Origin of the sequence: Stutzerimonas kunmingensis (genome assembly GCF_014764705.1) — a bacterium.
In the GTDB taxonomy this organism is placed as follows: Bacteria; Pseudomonadota; Gammaproteobacteria; order Pseudomonadales; family Pseudomonadaceae; genus Stutzerimonas.
Map to the genome: position 1 here is coordinate 1 of NZ_JACXXG010000010.1, position 18,828 is coordinate 18,828.

General features: G+C 63.7%; 18 protein-coding genes and 2 pseudogenes. 9 read left to right on the top strand and 11 right to left on the bottom strand.

What is annotated here, in order from left to right; translation table 11 throughout:
• Positions 1-256: 256 nt before the first annotated feature.
• Positions 257-448 (top strand): periplasmic substrate-binding domain-containing protein, encoded by a 192-nt coding sequence (locus IEG05_RS23275; protein ID WP_020307714.1) that lies wholly within the window; start codon positions 257-259, stop codon positions 446-448.
• A gap of 14 nt (positions 449-462) precedes the next feature.
• Here IEG05_RS23275 and IEG05_RS23280 read toward each other — a convergent pair.
• The 4 genes and pseudogenes from IEG05_RS23280 to IEG05_RS10075 form a co-directional block, all read right to left on the bottom strand.
• Positions 463-645: pseudogene (locus IEG05_RS23280) on the bottom strand (IS5/IS1182 family transposase); the annotation flags it as partial.
• Between the two features lie 159 nt (positions 646-804).
• Positions 805-2,838 (bottom strand): annotated as a pseudogene (locus IEG05_RS10065) (PAS domain-containing protein); the annotation flags it as partial.
• Positions 2,839-2,904: 66 nt separating this feature from the next.
• Positions 2,905-3,378 carry a response regulator gene (locus IEG05_RS10070; protein ID WP_023446463.1) on the bottom strand — a complete coding sequence of 158 codons (474 nt, stop codon included), beginning with the start codon at positions 3,376-3,378 and terminating at the stop codon, positions 2,905-2,907.
• The gene (locus IEG05_RS10075; protein ID WP_191121995.1) at positions 3,378-5,648 is read right to left on the bottom strand and encodes an ATP-binding protein; all 2,271 of its coding nucleotides are present in this window, start codon (positions 5,646-5,648) and stop codon (positions 3,378-3,380) included. Before IEG05_RS10075 ends, IEG05_RS10070 begins: the two co-directional genes overlap by 1 nt.
• Before the next feature lie 226 nt (positions 5,649-5,874).
• Between IEG05_RS10075 and IEG05_RS10080 the strand changes: the two genes are divergently transcribed.
• Positions 5,875-6,285 carry an SMI1/KNR4 family protein gene (locus IEG05_RS10080; protein WP_046618273.1) on the top strand — a complete coding sequence of 137 codons (411 nt, stop codon included), beginning with the start codon at positions 5,875-5,877 and terminating at the stop codon, positions 6,283-6,285.
• An 82-nt stretch (positions 6,286-6,367) separates the two neighbouring features.
• Entirely contained in the window at positions 6,368-6,742 is a 375-nt protein-coding gene (locus tag IEG05_RS10085) for a DUF3301 domain-containing protein (protein ID WP_014822224.1), read from the top strand.
• A 4-nt stretch (positions 6,743-6,746) separates the two neighbouring features.
• Here IEG05_RS10085 and IEG05_RS10090 read toward each other — a convergent pair whose 3' ends face one another.
• Positions 6,747-7,715 carry a CobW family GTP-binding protein gene (locus IEG05_RS10090; RefSeq protein ID WP_473774377.1) on the bottom strand — a complete coding sequence of 323 codons (969 nt, stop codon included), beginning with the start codon at positions 7,713-7,715 and terminating at the stop codon, positions 6,747-6,749.
• A gap of 88 nt (positions 7,716-7,803) precedes the next feature.
• Between IEG05_RS10090 and IEG05_RS10095 the strand changes: the two genes are divergently transcribed.
• Complete coding sequence (locus tag IEG05_RS10095; RefSeq protein ID WP_046618271.1) at positions 7,804-8,166, top strand: hypothetical protein; 363 nt, start codon at positions 7,804-7,806, stop codon at positions 8,164-8,166.
• A 60-nt stretch (positions 8,167-8,226) separates the two neighbouring features.
• Here IEG05_RS10095 and IEG05_RS10100 read toward each other — a convergent pair whose 3' ends face one another.
• Positions 8,227-8,751, bottom strand: a complete 525-nt coding sequence (locus tag IEG05_RS10100) for a DUF3617 domain-containing protein (RefSeq protein ID WP_041015547.1) — start codon at positions 8,749-8,751, stop codon at positions 8,227-8,229.
• A gap of 166 nt (positions 8,752-8,917) precedes the next feature.
• Here IEG05_RS10100 and IEG05_RS10105 point away from each other — a divergent pair, with 166 nt between their 5' ends.
• The 4 genes from IEG05_RS10105 to IEG05_RS10120 all read left to right on the top strand — a co-directional run bounded on the left by IEG05_RS10105 (position 8,918) and on the right by IEG05_RS10120 (position 14,263).
• Positions 8,918-9,433, top strand: coding sequence for a sigma-70 family RNA polymerase sigma factor (locus tag IEG05_RS10105; RefSeq protein WP_046618276.1), 516 nt, complete (start codon positions 8,918-8,920; stop codon positions 9,431-9,433).
• Positions 9,433-10,395 carry a FecR domain-containing protein gene (locus IEG05_RS10110; RefSeq protein WP_046618270.1) on the top strand — a complete coding sequence of 321 codons (963 nt, stop codon included), beginning with the start codon at positions 9,433-9,435 and terminating at the stop codon, positions 10,393-10,395. Before IEG05_RS10105 ends, IEG05_RS10110 begins: the two co-directional genes overlap by 1 nt.
• A 99-nt stretch (positions 10,396-10,494) precedes the next feature.
• Positions 10,495-12,987, top strand: coding sequence for a TonB-dependent siderophore receptor (locus tag IEG05_RS10115; protein ID WP_191121996.1), 2,493 nt, complete (start codon positions 10,495-10,497; stop codon positions 12,985-12,987).
• A 70-nt stretch (positions 12,988-13,057) separates the two neighbouring features.
• Positions 13,058-14,263: a PepSY-associated TM helix domain-containing protein gene (locus tag IEG05_RS10120; protein ID WP_046618267.1), complete on the top strand. Its 1,206-nt coding sequence runs from the start codon at positions 13,058-13,060 to the stop codon at positions 14,261-14,263.
• 318 nt (positions 14,264-14,581) lie between these two features.
• Here the strand turns inward: IEG05_RS10120 and IEG05_RS10125 are convergent, their stop codons facing one another.
• From IEG05_RS10125 to IEG05_RS10145, 5 genes are read right to left on the bottom strand one after another with little or no spacing between them, the layout of a single operon-like run.
• Entirely contained in the window at positions 14,582-15,217 is a 636-nt protein-coding gene (locus IEG05_RS10125; protein ID WP_046618266.1) for an SCO family protein, read from the bottom strand.
• A 21-nt stretch (positions 15,218-15,238) separates the two neighbouring features.
• A complete protein-coding gene (gene cyoE, locus IEG05_RS10130) occupies positions 15,239-16,138 on the bottom strand; it encodes a heme o synthase (protein ID WP_023445729.1) in 900 nt (299 codons plus the stop codon).
• A 17-nt stretch (positions 16,139-16,155) separates the two neighbouring features.
• Positions 16,156-17,211, bottom strand: a complete 1,056-nt coding sequence (locus IEG05_RS10135) for a COX15/CtaA family protein (RefSeq protein WP_046618264.1) — start codon at positions 17,209-17,211, stop codon at positions 16,156-16,158.
• Positions 17,212-17,263: 52 nt separating this feature from the next.
• Complete coding sequence (locus IEG05_RS10140; RefSeq protein ID WP_046618263.1) at positions 17,264-17,842, bottom strand: hypothetical protein; 579 nt, start codon at positions 17,840-17,842, stop codon at positions 17,264-17,266.
• Complete coding sequence (locus IEG05_RS10145; RefSeq protein ID WP_090522791.1) at positions 17,817-18,554, bottom strand: SURF1 family protein; 738 nt, start codon at positions 18,552-18,554, stop codon at positions 17,817-17,819. The genes IEG05_RS10140 and IEG05_RS10145 overlap by 26 nt, the downstream gene beginning before the upstream one ends.
• Positions 18,555-18,624: 70 nt before the next feature.
• Here IEG05_RS10145 and IEG05_RS10150 point away from each other — a divergent pair, with 70 nt between their 5' ends.
• Complete coding sequence (locus IEG05_RS10150) at positions 18,625-18,828, top strand: twin transmembrane helix small protein (RefSeq protein WP_046618260.1); 204 nt, start codon at positions 18,625-18,627, stop codon at positions 18,826-18,828.

Here is an 18,828-nt window from a genome sequence, read left to right on the forward strand (position 1 = left end):
AGATCAACCGCAAGAGCGTGATCGTCCTGGCCGAGAACGGCACGAAACAGTACAAGGTCTCACCGGAATTGCTAAGGCCCCTTCGGGACGTAAAGTAAGTCCAGTACGTCGTGGAATGAACGCTTACAATTTCGTGGTCGCTGGGCTCTGTCATGGTTTAGCCTCCAAATAGGGGGAATCTACGACATGGGTGTGCGCTATGGTAAGGCGTCTCCGCCATGCTTCTGACTTTAGCTTCTGTAAGGAGGGTGGCGTCATGGACACACCTAACAGCTGGCGAGTTGTCTGCCAAGATCCGGGAGACGGCAGCGGAGACGTAATCGTTGAGCTTCCATCTGAGTTACTTGCGAAACTCGGTTGGACGCTGGGAGATGAGCTGATAGTGGAGAAAAGCGAGGAGGGATTTTCCCTAAAGCTCAAACCGCGGCCCGTGAACGCACCTCTTTAGGCGGATTGCACCGCATAGGCGGCATAGCCAATGAGGCGTTCCGGCGTTAGATCGAACTGCGCTTCGAAACACTCGACCATCGTTCTGGTCGAGTCGACTGCGGCAGTACGATGCACCGGAGTCGTTTCCACTTACATGATCACGCCATGCTCGGTGTCGCTCAGGAAGTTGGCGGAGTAGGCAAAATAAGCCGAGCCAGGGCGGCGGTGTCAGACTTTATTCCTGGCTGCGGTGGGGCTTTTCCGGCGGACGCGTTAGGCTGTGTCGAACTATATTTCCGTTGTTGCGGCATGCCATAGCGCTGAAGCTTGCGGATTTTGCGGCCCTCTATGTCAAACTATATTCTGGGCATCCATGTTGTCTTCGCGCGTACCGGAGCTCAATGCCAGGGCCGGCTCCACCTGCTGTGGTGCAGCGGTGCGCGGCAGGAACACCTTGACCGTCGTACCGATGCCCTCGCGGCTTTCGATACATGCGCCGCCACCGGATTGTTTGGCGAAGCCGAAGACCTGCGCCAGGCCCAATCCCGAGCCCTTGCCGACTTCCTTGGTGGTGAAGAAGGGTTCGAATGCCTTGCTCAGCACTTCCTCGCTCATGCCGGTTCCGGTATCGGTTACCGAAAGCACCACGTACTCGCCTGGGCTGGGATCTTCGGCGCGCAGTGCCGGTTCGCTGATCACCACGTTGCGCGTGCCCAGCGTCAGGCGTCCGCTGTCACCCATGGCGTCACGGGCATTGATTGCCAGGTTGAGAATGATCATCTCGATCTGGGTCGGGTCCACCAGCGCGTGCCAGATATTGGCCTGGGTATCGGTCTCGATGCTGACGCTACCGCCTAGGGTGCTTTTCAGCAGGCTGAGCAGGCTGACCAGGGTGTCGTTGAGGTCGATCGCTGCTGGCGTCAGCTGCTGGCGACGGGCGAAGGCGAGCAACTGGCTGGTCAGCGTCGCGCCGCGCTCGCCGGATTCGCGGATGTACTGCAAGCGCCGCAAGCTGCGCTCTGCTGGGGCGCCCTGCTCAAGGTCGCTCTGTAGAAAGCTGGCACTGGTCAGAATGACCGTCAGCAGGTTGTTGATGTCATGGGCGACGCCAGCGGTCAGCTGGCCGACGGCTTCGAGGCGCTGCATCTGCTGCAGGGTCGCCTCGACACGTTCGCGCTCCTGGATCTGCGCGCGGAGCTCGCGGTTGGCCTCGGCCAGTTTGTCGACCGCGGCGATTTCGCTGGTGATGTCCCGCGCCGCCGAGTAGACGCGGCCGTCATCGGCGACCACCGACCAGGACAGCCAGCGGTAGCTGCCATCGCGATGGCGTAGGCGATTGACGAAGCGGTTGGTGACCTTGCCTTGGCCGACACGGGCATTTTCTTCCTGGGTCGCCTGCAGATCATCGGGATGCACCAGCCAGGTCAGCGGGTGCTGCATGAGCTGTTCCAGCGGCCAGCCGAAGGCATCCTCCCAGATCGGGTTGAGCGCGACCGGCATCATGTCCAGGCGGGTGACCGCCAGCAGGTCACGGGACAACTCCCAGGTGCGGTCACGTTCGCGGGTGCGCTCCTGCACGCGCTCGCCCAGGGTTTCGTTCATCTGCCTGAGGGTCTGGGTCGCCAGCTGTTGTTCGGTGATGTCCATCACCACGCCGACGAAGCGCGAGCACTGCCCGCCTTCGAAAAAGGCTTGGCCGCGAGTTTCCATCCAGCGCAGGCTGCCGTCATCGAAGAGCACGCGATAGGTGGTGCAGTACTCGCCGTCATCTTCACCGGCGATGGCGCGGGCGATCTCCTCGCGTATCCGCTTGCGGTCTTCCGGGTGGCAGAGCCGTTCGAACAGCGGCATGTCCACCGGGTCCTGTTCACCGATACCGAGCATGGCCCGGCAGCGCTGGTCCCAGATCAGCGCGCCACTCTGTGGTTCGTAGTCCCACATGCCCAGGCGTGCCGCATCGATGGCCAGGCGCGCGCGCACCTCGACCTCGCGCAGCGCCTGTTCGGCCTGCAGACGGCGGCGCCGTTCGTTGACTTCGGCCAGTGCACGTTCCACCGCCTTGGGCAGAAAGCCGAGGTTCTGCTTGAGCACGTAGTCGACGGCGCCGGAGCGCATCATGTTGACCGCGTGCTCCTCGCCAAAAACGCCGGAGAGAAAGATGAAGGGGGTCTGTGGCGCCAGCCGACGCGCTTCCTGTAGGGCCTGGCTGCCGGAGAAGCCTGGCAGGATGAAGTCCGCCAGGATCAGATCAAAAGCGCGTCGCTGCAGCGCTTCCACCACGCCGGCATGGCTGTAGACCAGCTCGGTATGCAGGGTGTAGCCACTGCGCTCCAGCGCCAACTGGGCAAGTTCGGCGTCGTGCGGGCTGTCCTCGATGAACAGGACGCTGATGTTCTTTGACGCTGGCATATCCAACCTGTCGAGGAAGCAGGAATCATCGAAACGGCCCGCCAGGCGCGGGCCGGCAATGCACGTTCAGTTCTTTTCGTCTTTGTTGCGCGCGCGCTTGAGACGCAGCGAACCGGGTGGCGGCTCGTTGAGCACGGCCCAGAAGATGCCGAGGTCGGAGATTGCGGCGACAAAATCTTTAAATTCGACCGGTTTGACGACGTAAGCGTTCACCCCGAGCTCGTAGGCTTTCATCAGGTCGGGCTCTTCCCGCGAAGAGGTCAGCATGACCACTGGAATGCTGCGCAGCTCGGCGGTCTCGCGGACAGTCTTGAGCACTTCCAAGCCGTCGACCTTGGGCAGTTTCAGGTCCAGCAGCAGCACTGCTGGATTGCCATCGGCGCGATCGGCGTAAGCGCCGGTGCGCTGCAGGTAGTTCAGCGCCTCGGCGCCGTCACGCATGATCACCACCTCATTGGCCAGCTGGCTGCGCTCCAGCGCGATCAGGGTGAGTTCCAGGTCGTGGGGGTTGTCTTCGACCAGCAGTATTGGTTTCAGCATCAGATGTCTCGGTCCAGGAGGGACGATGTGTAGGACAGTTTGGGGAGTGAGAAGTAGAACGTGGCGCCCTTGTCCAGCTGGCCTTCGGCCCAGACCTGGCCGTCGTGGCGCTCGATGATGCGGCGCACGCTCGCCAGGCCGATGCCGATACCTTCGAACTCCTCCATGCGGTGCAGGCGCTGGAACACGCCGAACAGCTTGCTCGAGTACTGCATGTCGAAGCCGACGCCGTTGTCGCGCACATAGACGACCACTTCGCCGGCGCGCTGTTCGGCACCCACCTCGATGACGGCCACCTCCCGGGTGCGGCTGTACTTGACCGCGTTGTCGATCAGGTTGCGTAGCACCATGTGAATGAAGGCGGCATCGGCGACGACGATCGGCATTGGCAGCAGGTGCCATTCGATCTGGCGACCTTCGCAGTCAGGCGCCAGCTCCTCGCGAATCGAGGCGACCAATGCACCGAGGTCGACATCCGACAGGCGCAATGCCGAACGGCCCATCTGCGAGAAGCTCAGCAGGTTGTCCACCAGCGTGCCGGCGAAGCGCGCGGCGTCGGCAATGTTGTCGAGAAAGCGCATCCCACGTTCGCTCAGTTGCTTGCTCTCCATCTCGCTGAGCAGCTCGGTGTAGCCAGCGATATGCCGCAGCGGAGCGCGCAGGTCGTGGGAAACGCTGTAGGAGAAGGCCTCCAGCTCCTTGTTGCTGGCGCGCAACTCGCCGGCCAGCTGGGCCATCTCCTCGGCTTTGCGCAAGACAATACCGAGCACCGCATTGCGCAGTTCCAGCGCGCCCTCGATCACCACCTGATCCCAGGGCTGCGCATAGCCGCGCAGGGTTTCCTGCCATTGTTCGAAGCTGTGCCGCGGACTGAGCGCACCGCTCTGACGGTCGATCTGTTTTTCCGGCTGACCGGCCCAGTTGACCGTCTTGATCTGCTCGTGGCGAAACCAGATCAGATAGTGCGCGTGCAGGCGCGAGATGGAGATGGCCATGACCCCGGCACAATGCTCGGCGAGTGCCGGCATGTCGGGAATGTCGCGGCTGATGCAGTCACAGTGGAAGACCAGTTCGTCGCGTCGTTCGCCCAGCCACCGCGCCAGCTGCAGGATCTGTTCATGCTCCGGTGTGTCGCCGACGGTTTCGCACTTGTCGGCGGAAATGATCGCCGCGCCGTCGGCACCGGCGAACCCCAGCACCACCTCGGGGAGGTGGCGGAAACCCTCGACCACGCTGTCGCGATCGGCCATCGCCGCGAGCAGATGGACGATCTGGTGGCGCAGGTCCAGCTTGCGTTGCGCGAGGGTCTCGCTTTCCCGTGCCTCGATCTGCAGTGAGAGGATACGACCGAGCAGCTCGCAGGCGGTGCGCGTCTGGTAAGTGACTGCTCGCGGTTCGGCATCATGGCAGGAGATCAGCCCCCAGAGGCGGTCGCGAATGACGATGGAGATCGACATCGACGCCAGCGTGCCCATGTTGCGCATGTACTGCAGATGCACCGGGGAGACGCTGCGCAGTGCGGCGAAGCTCAGATCGAGCGGTGCCCCGGAGATCGGGTTGAGCGCCGGCACCAGGGGCGAGGGTTGATAGTTGGCGTCCTGAATCACCCGGATCAGGTTTTCGCGATACAGCCGGCGCGCCTGCTGCGGGATGTCGGCAGCCGGAAAGCACAGCCCGAGATAGCTTGGATAGCCCGGGTCGGCGACCTCTGCCAGCACTACTCCATTGTCTTCGGCATCAAAGCGATAGGCCTTGACGCGGCCGAAGCCGGTGATGCGCTTGACCTCCCGAACCGCCAGTTGGCAGAGCGCTTCCAGCTCGCGGCTGTCCTGCAGTTGGGCGACGAAGGTACGCATCAGCGGGTAGAGGGTGTCATAGGCCTGGCCGGAGGTTTCCGCGCGTTCGAATTCGAGGATCAGCTGGCCGCGATGGCGATGGCCGAGCAAGGCGAACGCCTGGCCGGCGACACCGGTGAGACCGATGCTTACATCGCTCAGGTGGAAGGGGTTGTGGTCGTCTTCGCTCAGTGCCGTGAGACCGGCTTCGATGCGTGCGGTGGGTAGCAGGTTCGACAGAGGCTGGCCGACCAGCGAGCGGGCGTCTATCCCGAGCCAGCGCTGAACGTTTTCACTGGCCTGCTGCACACGCAGCTCGGGCTCGCTGACCACCAGCAGGAAACCATGGGGCTGGATGCTACCGGGGATATGGATTGGTTCGTCGGCGCATCGATCGATGGCCTGGAGCAACTCCTGGGCTTCGGTAGTAGTCATTGCGTGTCCTTGTTCAGGTCCGAGCGGACCAGATGTGTTTGGCAGGCACCAATGCAAATTGCTACCTAATTTCTGCAATTGTGCGTATTGAATCGGGCAAGTCGCCGTGAATGTCTTAACCGAGCGTTTCGCTAAGCCATGCACTTTAACGCGACAGAACTGGCTCGCCAATCCGGCGGGCTGTATAAACGGGGCCTTGCCTGGGGGCATACGACAGGAGGTGGGTGTGGAAGAAGTCATCGAACAGCTGCGCGAGCTCAACGAGCCGGTGCCGGTACCGCTGGAGCTGCCCGACGACGATCTCTTGGTGGAGATCGAGGAGCAGCTGTTGATCAATCTCCCGTTCGGCCTGCGTGAGTTCCTGCTTCAGGTCAGCGATGTGATCTACGGGCGCCTGGAGCCGGTCACCGCCACCGATCCGCAGTCGCACACCTACCTGCCGGAAGTCGCCGCCAATGCCTGGGATGCTGGCGTGCCACGCGATCTGATTCCGATCTGCCAGGACGGGCGTGACTACTATGTGGTCGATCTGGAAGGCGAAGTCACCCTGTGGGACGGCGACGACTGCGAGCTGAGCGAGGAGGAAACCTGGGAGACCGTCTGGCATTGGGCGCGCGACGTCTGGCTGGAAAGCTGAAGCGGATATACGACGGTATCGACACGGCGGCGCCGCGACGGCCTGTTAAGCTGTGCGCCCGCCGGACACTTTCCATTACTTCATGCTGACTCTGAGCAATCTGTTTCTGTTCATGCTGCTGGCTGCCGCCGGCGCCTGGCTGTGGCACTCCCACGGTATTCGCGAGCGCGCCCTGCAGGCGGTGCGCCGGCACTGCCAGAAGCTCGATGTGGAATTGCTCGACGGCAATGTGGCCTTTCGCAAGCTGACGCTGTTGCCGGATGCACGCGGCCAGCGCCGGCTCGCGCGTATCTACGGGTTCGAGTTCACCGTCACTGGTGAGCAGCGCCACCCAGGCACCATCGTCATGTTCGGTGCGCAGGTCGGTCGTATCGAGCTGGCGGCGCATCCGTTCCAGCCCGCCGACGAGCCGGGGCGGGTGATTCAATTGGACGACTGGCGCCGCCCCCGCGAATGACAGGTCATTCGTCGATAAGGCACTCGACCATGCCCTGTTGCAGTTCCGCCTGCGACTGAGGTTCGCTGAAGATCAGCTCTATCCTTGAATCCCGCCGCCATTCGCTGCTCCTGAAGACCAACGCCTGGCCGTCCAGCGCGTTGGCTGACTGCCAACCGCTGCGGCCGTGAATTACCAGCTTGGCGCGACGCCAGGGCCAGCGCGTCAGCCATTGCGAGAGCTGGCCGAGATCGAAGCGCTGGCTCGGGTGCCAGCGCCAGCCGATGCTCCAGTGCTCTGCTGTCGCCTGAACCTGGCAGATCGGCTGGCGCGGATCGAGCCACACCTGCGCCAGCGTCGCCGACCCGCTGGGCAGGGTGGTCGCGCGTGTCGGTTCACTGGCGCGTGCGCCGATGCCGGGAAGCTGTTCCAGGGACAGCTGGCCTCGCGTGGTCCAGTAAAGCGGCTGCTCAGACAGCTGCTCGGCCAGTCGGATACGGCTGGGTTGGTCCAGCGTTTCGCTCTTGTTCATCAGCAGCAGGCCGGCTTGGGCCAGGGCCTGCTGCTGGCTGTCGGGCAGGGGTTCGCCGCGGCTGAGGGCGGCGGCATCCAATACCAGCACGGTTGGCTGGACGCTCAGCACGTTCTGCCATGGCGGTAGCCTGAGCTGCCGCAGCAATTCCGCCGGGTGGCCCAGGCCGGAGGGTTCGATCAGCAAGCGGTCTGGTTTTGCCTGACGCAGCAGGCGCGCTAGGCCGACCTGGAACGGGACGCCGTTGACACAACACAGGCAGCCGCCGGGGATCTCCGCCAGGCTGATGCCGTCTGCTTCGGTCGTCAGTAACGCGGCATCCAGCCCGATCTGGCCGAACTCGTTGATCAGCACCGCCCAGCGCTCGCCGGCTGGCTTCTGATCGAGCAGATGGCGAATCAGGCTGGTTTTGCCGGCGCCGAGCGGGCCGCCGATGAGATGGGTCGGGATATGTTCGAGCATGGCGGCTATGGTGAGCATTTTGCGCTGAGTCTGAAAGGGGCGGGTGGCTCATGTTAAAGTCGCCGGCGATTCTCGGAGAGGTGAAATCGTGCGGTTACCGTTCTTGCTGACAGCCCTGTGCGGCCTGCTCGTCGCTGGCGACGTGATGGCCGAAGCGTGCGTGATTAACAGCCACGACGACCGCGTGGCAGTGAAGCTTTGCCAGGCGAACATCAACATTCCCGCAGAGCTGTTCCGCAGCGGCTTCTGTCAGCCGCAGCTGAAGGATCACGAAGTCGAAGTGGAGTTCGTCGATCAGTGCCCGGACGGTGCCTTCGGTGTCTGCCGCAACGCGCAGGTGTCGAACATGCCGTACCGGCAGGACATTCACTATTACGGCATCGCCAGTGATGCGCGCTTTCTCCAGCCCGCCTGCGAGCAGAACAACCAGGGCAGCTGGAAGAAGAACTGACCTCGGCCCAGCAGCCATAGGGGTTTCACGTGGAACCCCTGCTGATTTCCCGGTGGCCTTCTACCGAGCCGGTTTCAATGCGCCGCAATCGTCCGCTATCCAGCGCGCGTGGGATTCGATTCGCGAGGTACCGGTCTCGGTGCCTTGGCGGTATTCACTTTCCACGGTACTGACGAACTCCTTGTCGCTGATGAAGCGCGTCTCGCCCTGACCTCGGGCATCAGGGCACTCGAACCTGAATTTCCACAGCTTGTCGCCACGCTCGGTGATCTCCTGGGTACAGGCCGGGTCATCCTGAAAGGGCAGCTCATCGGACTCCACCTGGGCCTTGCTCAGACAGATCTGCACGCCCTTGCCGCCGAGTTTCACGCCCTGCGCGGCCAGCATCTCCTCCATCATCCGGCGCTGGTCGGCGGGCAGGTTCTCCATCTGCGCCAGCATCGCGTCCATGCCGGGCATCTGTTGGCCGTCCACCTGTATATCGCCGCTGCTGAATTCCCAGAGGCCCGGCAGAATCTGCGCATGGGCTGGCAGCAGTGTCAGGGAGAGAAGCGCGAAAGCGGCCAGACGTGGCAGTTGAGTCATGAGCGTGCCTCCGGAGATGGGTTGTTCCTTCAGCCTAGTCGAGCTTTTTCTGCACCGTGCTCGAACGGACGTCGGTGGACAAAAGAACGCGATACAGCGATTGCCGATGGATTTGTGCTGTTGAGAAGCGTTAGCATTAACGCTTGCAGCGCTCATGGGAGGCCGCGTGGCAATTGAAGGTATGGTTCGACAGCAGATGCTGCATCGGCTCTATGCCGAGCATCACGGCTGGCTTAACGGCTGGCTGCGGCGTCAGCTGGGCTGTAATCAGCGGGCCGCCGACCTCGCGCAGGACACCTTCGTGCGGGTGATGACCAAGGATCAGGACGTGGGCGCCATCCGCGAACCCAGAGCCTACCTGCATACCATCGCCAAGGGCCTGTTGATCAACCATTGGCGGCGCCGACAGATCGAGCAGGCCTATCTTGATGCGCTGGCACTGCAACCCGAGCCCGTGGCGCCATCGCCGGAATCCCAGGCGTTGATCGTCGAAACCTTGCTGCAGGTCGACGCCATGCTGGCCCAGCTGCCGGCGAAGGTGCGCAGCGCCTTTCTCATGTCGCAGCTGCAGGGCATGACCTACGCCGCAATCGCCATCGAACTCGGCGTTTCCGAGCGGATGGTGAAGAAGTACATGGCTCAGGCCATGTTGCATTGCCTGCTGCTGGTGGCGGAGGACTGATGGGCATCGATTACCGCGTGCTGCAGGAAGCGGCGAAATGGTTTGCCGTGTTGCAGTCCGGTGCGGCCAGCGCTGGCGAGCGCCAGGCCTGGAGCGCGTGGCTGGAACAGCCGGAACATGCCCGCGCGTGGGCCAAGGTCGAACGCATCAGTGGCCAGTTCCAGCCACTGGCCGACGATGCCGTCGGGCGCACTGCCGGCGCGATGTTGCACAGCCGCCAATCGAGCCGTCGCCAGGCACTGAAGGTGCTGTCCGTGCTTTGTGGCGGCGCGGCACTGAGCCTGGCCGGCGGATCGCTGCCCTGGCGACAGTGGACGGCCGATGAGCGGACCGCGGTTGGTGAGGTGCGCGATCTGCGCCTGGCTGATGGCTCGCAGCTCTGGCTGAACACCGATACCGCGGTGGATATTGCCGATGACGCGACCGCGCGCAGGCTGGCGCTTTACCACGGTGAGCTGCTGGTCGATGCCTCGCCCAGCCAAGGCGGGCGGCCGTTGCTGCTGACCAGTCGTGAAGGTCGCGTGCGCAGCGAGCAGGCCGCGCGTTTCTCGCTGCGCCAGGAAGATGGCCATACCCGCCTGAGCGTGTTCGCCGGCGTTGTGGATATCCAGCTGGATGGCTTAGGCGTCACCCGTGTGGCGGCCGGGCAGCAGACCGATTTCAGTCGCCGCTACATCGCCCCCCTGTCAGCGGCCCGCGCCGAACATCAGGCCTGGGCGAGCGGCGTATTACTGGCCGACAACCAGCGCCTGGAAGATTTCCTCGTCGAACTGTCGCGCTATCGACACGGCTATCTCGGCTGCGATCCGCGTATCGCCGATCTTCGGGTGGTCGGCGCCTTTCCCCTCGGTGACACCGAGCGTGTGCTGGATGCGCTGGCGGCGACGCTGCCGGTGCGCATCGAGCGGCGCATGGCCTGGTGGGTCAGCCTCGAACCTGCCGCGGCACGGGGTGGCGTTTAGTTTGTTGCGGACACGAATAAAAAATATTCGCATCTGCAGTTCCCTTTCTTCGATCTGGTTGGGCATAGGGCTAAATCCGTCACTCGAACAGGAACACCCATGCGCTCGACCGCCTTGCCGTTCATTCCCAATCGCTCCCGCGCCTTGGCGCTCGGCATTCGTGCCGCGCTGCTGTGTCTGCCGCTGGCCAGCGTCGTGCCCGGCGCTGCCATGGCGCAGTCTGCGACCCAGCAGGTGGTGCGCAGCTACGACATTCCCGCCGGCCCGCTCTCCAGCGTACTGAGCCGTTTCGCCGGTGAGGCAGGTGTGCTGCTTTCGGTCGATGGCAGCCTGCTGCAGGGTCTGGACAGCAACGGCCTGCAAGGTCAGTACGGCGTCGACGAGGGCTTCGCCGCGCTGCTGCAGGGCAGCGGCCTGCAGGCCGTACGCGACAGCCAGGGTAACTATTCGCTGGAGCGCCGGAGCGCGCAGGCCGATGCCGTCGAACTGCAACCGATGACCGTCGAAGGCTTCGCCCTGGGCAACGCGCTGGGCTCGATGGAAGGCTACAACGCGACCCACAGCAGCGTGGCGACCAAGACCAGTATGCCGTTGGCAGAGACTTCGCAGACCGTTTCGGTGGTCACCCGCCAGCAGATAGAGGATCAGGGCTCGCGCTCCATCGCTCAGGCGGTGCGCTACACGCCGGGACTGATGAGTACGCCGTACGGTGCGACGACGCGCTACGACTATGTCGCCATGCGCGGCATCACCGATGGCTCGGTGGATAATCTTTATCTCGATGGCCAGAAGCTGCTGGGCGACAGCGGCACCTACAGCAGCCTGCAGGTCGATCCGTACTTCATCGAGCGCATCGACATCCTCAAGGGACCGTCCTCGGTGCTCTATGGCCGCAGCCTGCCCGGCGGCCTGGTGGCGATGACCAGCAAGAAGCCGCAGAAGGAAGCCAGCCGCCAGCTGCAGTTCTCCTACGGCAGCAATGATTACAAGCAGGCAGCGTTCGACTTCACCGGGCCTCTGGATGACGAGCGCATCAGTTATCGATTGGTCGGCGTGGCCAAGGATGCCGACAACCAGGTCGATGGAATCGAGGAGCAACGCTTTGCGGTGATGCCCTCGGTGAGTATCGACTTCACCGAAGACACCCGCCTGACCCTGCTGGCGATGCTGCAACGTGATCCGGAGAGCGGCTACCACGGCGGATTACCGGCCGATGGCACGGTGACGTCGCGCAACGGTCAGCGCATCTCGCGCAGCTTCTTCGAGGGCGACGAGGACTACGAGAAGTTCGAGCGCGACCAGCAGATGATCGGCTATCAGCTCGAGCACCGTTTCAATGATGTCGTTTCGGCGCGGCAGAACTTCCAGTACCTGGACTCCACCGTGGACTCGGGGCAGGTTTATCAGTACGGCTACGTGGCCCCAAGTTCCGATGAACTGGTGCGCTACTACACCGGGGCCGACGAAGCGCTGCATGCCTGGACCATCGACAACCAGTTGCAGTTCCTCTTCGATACCGGCGCACTCAGCCACACCCTGGTGACCGGCCTCGACTACCAGCGGCGCAAGGCCAAGGTGGTTTACGACGCAGCCTACGGCCTGCCCTCGGTCAATCCCTACACCGGTGCCGTAGGTGCGGGCAGCCCGGTGTTCTACCACCAGTACGACGAAACCCGTGAGCTGGAGCAGACGGGCCTCTATGTGCAGGACCTGATCAGCCTCGGCAACTGGCGCTTCTCGCTGGGTGTTCGCCAGGATTGGGTGGACGTCTCGTTCGATCACACCAACGATGCGAGCTACGGCGATCAGTCCGATAGCGCCAAGCTCGAGCAATTCACTGGTCGCGTTGGTGTGCTCTATGCCTTTGATAACGGCCTGTCGCCCTACGCCAGCTACTCCGAGTCGTTCAATCCCAACGCCACTGCGGCCTATAACGCGAATGGCAGCGGCGGCTTCGACATCACACTGCTTGATCCGACTGAAGGCGAACAGTACGAGGTGGGCCTGAAGTATCAGCCGCTGGGCACCGACGATCTCTACACCATCTCCTACTTCGACTTGAAGCAATCCAACCTGGCGAACAAGGATTCCAACGAGAACTTCTACCGCGCGGTGGGCGAACTTACCTCCAAAGGCGTGGAAGTCGAAGCTCGTCTGCGGCCGCTGGAACAGGTCAATGTCATCGCCAGCTATACCTATATGGACGTCGAGTATTCCAAGGACTTCACCGGTGCTGCCGGCGTCAACAATCGCGGCAACACGCCCAACGCGGTGGCGCGCAACATGGCCTCGCTGTGGACCGACTACACCTTCGACCGAGGGCCGTTGGCCGGGCTGCAGGTTGGCGGTGGCGCACGCTACTTCGGCAAGAGCTGGGCTGACGCGGAGAACACCCTGCGCATTCCGTCCTACACGCTGTACGACGCCATGCTTGGTTATGACCTGTCTCGCGTCGGGCTGCAGGGTGTCGGCGTGCGTCTGAACCTGAACAACCTCACCGACGAGAAGTACGTCGCCGCGTGCAACAGCCTGAGCCAGTGCTACTACGGCGAGGAGCGCAATGTCATGGCTACCGTGACCTACGACTTCTGATCAACGCTGAACTGCCGCCGGCCCCACAGGTCCGGCGGCTTTGTGCTTTCTGAAGGACAGACAACCGACGATGCGTTCCATTCTCGTGCTCCTGCACCGCTACATCGGCCTGGCCACGGCGATCTTCCTGTTTCTCGCCGGCATTACCGGCAGCATCCTGGCCTTCCATCACGAGCTGGACGAATGGCTCAACCCGGAGTTCTACCACACCACCAGTGAGGGACCGGTGCTGGCGCCGGGAACGTTGGTCGAGCGCGTCGAGCAGGCCAACCCGCGTATGCAGGTCTGGTACATGGAGTTTCCCAGTGAGCCCGGTCACGCCGCTTTGATGGCACTGGTGCCGCGTAACGATCCGGCGACTGGCAAGCCGTACGGCGAGCGCCCGGTGGTGCACTACATCGATGCGGTGAGCGGGGACCCGGTGGGCACGCGTTACTGGGGCGAATGCTGCTTCTCGCGCAAGAACTTCGTGCCCTTCATCCTCGAGTTTCACTACAACCTGTCGCTGCCGGGCAACTGGGGGCTGTGGTTGATGGGTATCGTGGCGATCGCCTGGGTGATCGATTGCTTCGTCTCGCTGGTGCTGACCTTTCCTCGTGGCCGGCCGTTCTTTTCCAAGTGGTGGACGTCCTGGAAGATCAAGCGCCAGCGCATGAACCACGACGTACACCGCGCAGGCGGCCTGTGGCTGTGGCTGCTGCTCACGCCGGTGGCGGTCAGCAGCGTGGCGATGAACCTGCCGGAGCAGGTGTTCAAGCCGGTGGTATCGCTGTTCTCGCCCGTTGAGCCGAGCGTCTACGAGGCCCGCGGGCGGATGCCGGCAGAGCAGCTGGGCACCACCGCTTACGACTTCCACCAGGCGTACGACTACGCCATGCAGCACGCCGCCGAAGTCGGCCTGACCGAAGCGATCACCGAGCTGTACTACAGCTTCGAGTACAACTTCTATGGCGCTGGCTTCGGCGAGCACGACAGCAACCAGGGCAACGCCTGGCTGTTCTTCCATGGAACCGACGGTCGTCTGCTGGGGCAGGAGATTCCCGGCCAGGGCACGCTGGGGCAGCAGTTTCATCTGCTGCAGCCGGCGATCCATGGCGGGCGCATCCTCGGCCTACCAGGGCGCATCCTCATCGCCGTGCTGGGCGTGGCGATCGCGGTGTTGTCGGTCACCGGTGTGGTGATCTGGTGGCGCAAGCGACGAGCACGCATCAGCGCGGTGCTGCGTGAACCTCGCAGGGGAAGCGCGGCGTCGGTAAGTTCGGTCGGTGAGCCATGATGGTCATGAGGTGAAGCGTCCCCTCAACCCTATGCTGGGCGCCCCAGCCGTCTCCCCGGAGGGGCGAGGGGGTTGGATCGCAGAGGTATGTGAGTATTGCGGTAGTGTTCGATGATTGTGCGGCCAAAGATGGTTGCTGCGCCGTGCTGACGTCCGAAGCGTGCCGCCTCTGGGCCGTGCGTTGATTCGCCAGAGCCTGCGCCATCATCGAACATTCCCCTCGCCCCCTTGGGAGAGAGCTTAGGGAGAGGGGGCGGGCTTCCAGGCCCAGCGCCAGCTATGGTCCGTACACTGCGAACGCCAACAGGCTCGCTTTCCTCACTCCGCCTGCTTGACCAGCTCAGGCAACTGCTCGGCCAGTTTCTGCACCCGCAAAGGCGAGCGGATAAAGCCCTGCTGGCGGCCGTCCGGGCCGATCAGGACCAGGTTGCCGCTGTGGTCGACGGTGTAGTTTTCCTTGCTGGTATCGCCGGGTATGAAGGGAATGCCGACGCCGTTGGCCAGGGTCTGGATATCGTCCAGCGGGCCGGTAAGCCCTTGGAAACCGGCGTTGAAGTAGCCGAGGTATTCCTTGAGTTTTTCCGGCGTGTCGCGATTCGGATCGACGCTGACGAGGATGATGCGCAGCTGGTCGCGCACGGCGTCCGGCAGCATGCCGTTGAGTTGGCGCAGTTCGGCCAGGGTAGTGGGGCAGATGTCCGGGCAGAAGGTGTAGCCGAAGAACAGTAGCGTCCACTGTCCGTCCAGTTCGTTCAGTTTTACCGCTTCGCCGTCCTGGTCCGTCAGGCTCAGCGACGGCACCGTGCGGCTCTGCGGCAGCACGACGATGCCGGCATCCAGCAACTGCGTGGGGTCGAGCTGGTGCTGGCTGTTGAGCACCTTGGAAACCGTCAGCCCGACGACCAGCGCGATCAGCGCCACGAGAATGAAGACGGTTTTCTGGATGCGGGTCATGAACGTCCTTTGGGCGACTATCTAGAAATCGAGCAGCAGATAATGATCAACCAGCAGCGCGATGAACAGCGCGAACAGGTACCAGATGCTGAATTTGAAGGTCTTGATTGCCGCATGTGGCCGGCTGTCGCGGTACAGCGCGATCGTCCAGTAGAGGAAGCGTGCACCCAGCAACGCTGCGGCGGCGAGGTACAGCGGGCCGCTCATGTGAATGGCGAACGGCATGAAGCTGACCGCCAGCAGCATCACCGTGTAGAGCAGGATATGCACCTTGGTGTAGTGCACGCCGTGGGTCACCGGCAGCATCGGCACGTTGACCTTGGCGTACTCGTCCTTGCGGTGAATCGCCAGCGCCCAGAAGTGCGGCGGCGTCCAGGCGAAGATGATCAGCACCAGCAGTAGCGGTTCGGCGGTGACCTGGCCGGTCACCGCGACCCAGCCGAGCAGCGGCGGCGCGGCGCCGGCGAGTCCGCCGATGACGATGTTCTGCGGCGTGGCGCGTTTGAGAAAGCCGGTGTAGATCACCGCGTAGCCGATCAGCGAGGCCAGGGTCAGCCAGGCGGCGAGGGCATTGGTGAAGGTCAGCAGCAGGGCCAGCCCGCTGACGCCGAGGGCGAAGGCGAAGGTCAGTGCCGCCGCTGGCGAGACCCGGCCTTCGGCCAGGGGTCGCTTGTGGGTGCGGGCCATCACCGAATCGATCTGCCGGTCCACCACATGGTTCACCGCCGCCGCGCCACCGGCACACAGGGCGATGCCCAGATTGCCGAACAGCAGCACCGTCCAGGGCACGCCGGCGCGGGTGGCGAGGAACATGCCCACCAGCGAGGTGATGAGCATCAGCAGCACCACCTTCGGCTTGGTCAGCTCCAGGTAGTCGCGCCAGCTGGCCTGGGCGCTGCGTTCGCTGAGTAGAGTCGCCATGGGGGTTCTCCTTGTGGTCATGCGCGGGGCAGATCGAGCTGCCCCGTCGTGTTCGAAATCGATGCTGGCTCGGTTTGCCGGGCGGCATGTGGAGGCTGGCGCAGCCGGTAATTGACCAGTACCAGCACCAGCAGCAGCGCGGCACCGCCGCCGTTGTGCGCTACGGCGACCGCCAGCGGCAGGTTGAGCAGCACGTTGCTGATGCCCAGCCCGACCTGCAGCGCCAGCGCGGCGATGAGCAGCCCCGCCAGCCGGCCGAGTCCGCGGCGCATGAGCATTGCGGCCAGCAGCAGCAACACCAGCGTCACGCACAGCGCGCCGATGCGGTGGCTGACATGGATGGCCGTGCGCGCCTCGCCATAGAGCAGGCCGCCGAGGTAATTCGGGCCGATGTCGTGGTGGGTCAGGTTGAAGGCGTTGGCGAAGTCCATCCGTGGCCACCATTCGCCATGGCAGGTGGGGAAGTCGGTGCAGGCGACGGCCGCATAGTTGCTGCTGACCCAGCCGCCGAGCGCGATCTGGGCGACCACCGCGAGCATGGCGATGCCGGCGAATTTGCGCAGCCGACCGTCGATGGCTGGCAACGGAGCAAAGGCGCCGGACAGCCGCAGGCACAGCAGAAACAGCAGGCTGAGGGTGGTGAAGCCGCCGAGCAGGTGCGCGGTAACCACCTGAGGCCAGAGCTGCAGGGTCACTGTCCACATGCCGAAGATCGCCTGGGCGATGACCACCGCGAGCAGTAGCAGCGGCAACTTCACCGGCTGCCCGCGTTGGCCGCGACGGCGTATCGCCTGCGCCGCCATGGCGAGAATCACCAGCCCCAGCGCGCCGGCGAAATAGCGATGGATCATCTCGTTCCAGCCCTTGGTCACTTCCAGTGGCGTCTCGGGAAAGCGCAGCGCGGCGAGGTTCTGCTTGTGCTCGCTCATGGGCACGGCGAGAAAACCGTAGCAGCCTGGCCAGTCAGGGCAGCCGAGGCCGGCGTGGGTCAACCGCGTATAGGCACCGAGCAGCACGACCACCACCGCCAGCAGCGTGGCGATCAGGGCGAGGCGGTATCCGGGTTTGGCCATCGGTTTCTCCTTGGGCGGCCAGTTTGGGACCCCAGCGAAGCGGCAGAGTGCGTCAGCCGATCTGCGAGATCTTCAGCAGGTATTTCAGGTCATCAAGGATTGCCTTGCCGTCGGCTTCGGCGTCGTATCGCAGCACCAGGTTGCCGTGCGGATCGACGATCCAAAGCTGCGGCGTGGCCGGTGCTTCGGGGTTGCGGGCATACACGCCGGCGTCGAGGCCATGGCGTTGCAATTGCGGATACTCGCGACGCAGGCGTTGCTCGTAGGCCTCGTCCAGAGCGGTGGCGCTGGCCAGGGCGTGGCTGGCGCGGGCGGCTTCGCGAGCCAGGCCGATATTGATCTGGCGGGCCAGGTAGACCAGCTGCTGGCACTGCGTTTCGCAGCCCTGCGGGGCGGTGACCAGCAGCTCCCAGCGCCGTTCGGAGTCGGCTGCAGTCACGCCAATGGCAGCGCGGTCCTGGCCGTTGGCGATCAGCACGCCGTCGTAGCTGCGGGTCTGCGGTACCCAGAAGCCGAAGCGATACATCGCCGTAGCCAGCAGCATCGGTCCCAGCACGACGCCGAGGATCAGCAGCAGTTGCAGCCGGCCACGGCCGCGTTTTGGTTCACGGCCGGTGAGGGTCGGATTCATTGTCATCAATGTGCTTCTCCCGTGCCTGATGCACGCCGAAGTAGATGAACAGCGCCAGCAGGGCAGCCGCCAGGGCAAACCACTGCACGGCGTAGCCCAGATGCTGCGCCGGGCGCATGCTGGTGATCGCCCAATCGGCGCGGTAGGCGCTGGGGCCGGGCTCCAGACGCAATTCATGGATCACGCCTTCGCGGCCGGCCTGCTGCCACATCGCCTCGATGTCGACGTGGTTGATCAGGCGCGGCCAGCCCTCGGCCGTGCGGTGGCTGAAGATGAACGGCTTTCCTGGCGGTACGTAGACCCAGGCGGCGAGCTTCAAAGACTGCGCAGGTGTGTCGAAGGCCGGCGGCACGCGGCGATCGGGCCAGGGAATCCAGCCGCGGTTGACCATTACCCAACGGTCGCTGAGCTCGTCATGAAAGGGCTGCAGCAGCTCTACGCCAACCTGGCCGTCACGGGTGCGGCTGTCGAGCAGGAAGCTGTGCTCGGCATCGAAACGACCCTGCAGATGCACGCGGGAAAAGGCCGGCTGGGCGCTGCTTTCGATCTGCTCCGGTGACAGCGGCGCAGCTTGCTGCCTCGCCTCCTGGCGTGCCAGCAGATCGCGCTTTTGTTCGCCGCGCTCCAGCTGCCAGAAGCCCAGCCAGACCAGTACCGGCAGCATGGCCAGCACCAGCAGGGTAGGCAGCAGCCCCGGCCTGAAGCCGCTCATGCCCGGCAGCCTGATGTGTCGATACGGCTGGCTATACTCCACCCCCAATACCCCTGTCGTGGAATCGCTCATGCTCAAGGCGGCGATCGTTCTGTTGTTAGTGGCCACGCTGGTCAGTCTGTTCAGTGGGTTGTTCTTCCTGGTCAGGGACGAGGGCCGCACCTCCCGCGTGAACACGGCCCTGTTTATCCGGGTCAGCCTCAGCGCACTGACCGTTGCGCTGATCGGCTGGGGTTTCTATACGGGGCAGCTGCGCCCCGCCTTTGGTTTCTGA

What these genes read in the sequence shown, in the direction of transcription:
- IEG05_RS10115 (WP_191121996.1), top strand. Translation starts at nt 10,495, where the DNA reads ATGCGCTCGACCGCCTTGCCGTTCATTCCCAATCGCTCCCGCGCCTTG.
- IEG05_RS10100 (WP_041015547.1), bottom strand. Translation starts at nt 8,751, where the DNA reads ATGACTCAACTGCCACGTCTGGCCGCTTTCGCGCTTCTCTCCCTGACA.
- IEG05_RS10120 (WP_046618267.1), top strand. Translation starts at nt 13,058, where the DNA reads ATGCGTTCCATTCTCGTGCTCCTGCACCGCTACATCGGCCTGGCCACG.
- IEG05_RS10075 (WP_191121995.1), bottom strand. Translation starts at nt 5,648, where the DNA reads ATGACTACTACCGAAGCCCAGGAGTTGCTCCAGGCCATCGATCGATGC.
- IEG05_RS10140 (WP_046618263.1), bottom strand. Translation starts at nt 17,842, where the DNA reads ATGAATCCGACCCTCACCGGCCGTGAACCAAAACGCGGCCGTGGCCGG.
- cyoE (WP_023445729.1), bottom strand. Translation starts at nt 16,138, where the DNA reads ATGGCGACTCTACTCAGCGAACGCAGCGCCCAGGCCAGCTGGCGCGAC.
- IEG05_RS10110 (WP_046618270.1), top strand. Translation starts at nt 9,433, where the DNA reads ATGGGCATCGATTACCGCGTGCTGCAGGAAGCGGCGAAATGGTTTGCC.
- IEG05_RS10090 (WP_473774377.1), bottom strand. Translation starts at nt 7,715, where the DNA reads ATGCTCGAACATATCCCGACCCATCTCATCGGCGGCCCGCTCGGCGCC.
- IEG05_RS10135 (WP_046618264.1), bottom strand. Translation starts at nt 17,211, where the DNA reads ATGGCCAAACCCGGATACCGCCTCGCCCTGATCGCCACGCTGCTGGCG.
- IEG05_RS10150 (WP_046618260.1), top strand. Translation starts at nt 18,625, where the DNA reads ATGCTCAAGGCGGCGATCGTTCTGTTGTTAGTGGCCACGCTGGTCAGT.
- IEG05_RS10125 (WP_046618266.1), bottom strand. Translation starts at nt 15,217, where the DNA reads ATGACCCGCATCCAGAAAACCGTCTTCATTCTCGTGGCGCTGATCGCG.
- IEG05_RS10070 (WP_023446463.1), bottom strand. Translation starts at nt 3,378, where the DNA reads ATGCTGAAACCAATACTGCTGGTCGAAGACAACCCCCACGACCTGGAA.
- IEG05_RS10085 (WP_014822224.1), top strand. Translation starts at nt 6,368, where the DNA reads ATGCTGACTCTGAGCAATCTGTTTCTGTTCATGCTGCTGGCTGCCGCC.
- IEG05_RS23275 (WP_020307714.1), top strand. Translation starts at nt 257, where the DNA reads ATGGACACACCTAACAGCTGGCGAGTTGTCTGCCAAGATCCGGGAGAC.
- IEG05_RS10145 (WP_090522791.1), bottom strand. Translation starts at nt 18,554, where the DNA reads ATGAGCGGCTTCAGGCCGGGGCTGCTGCCTACCCTGCTGGTGCTGGCC.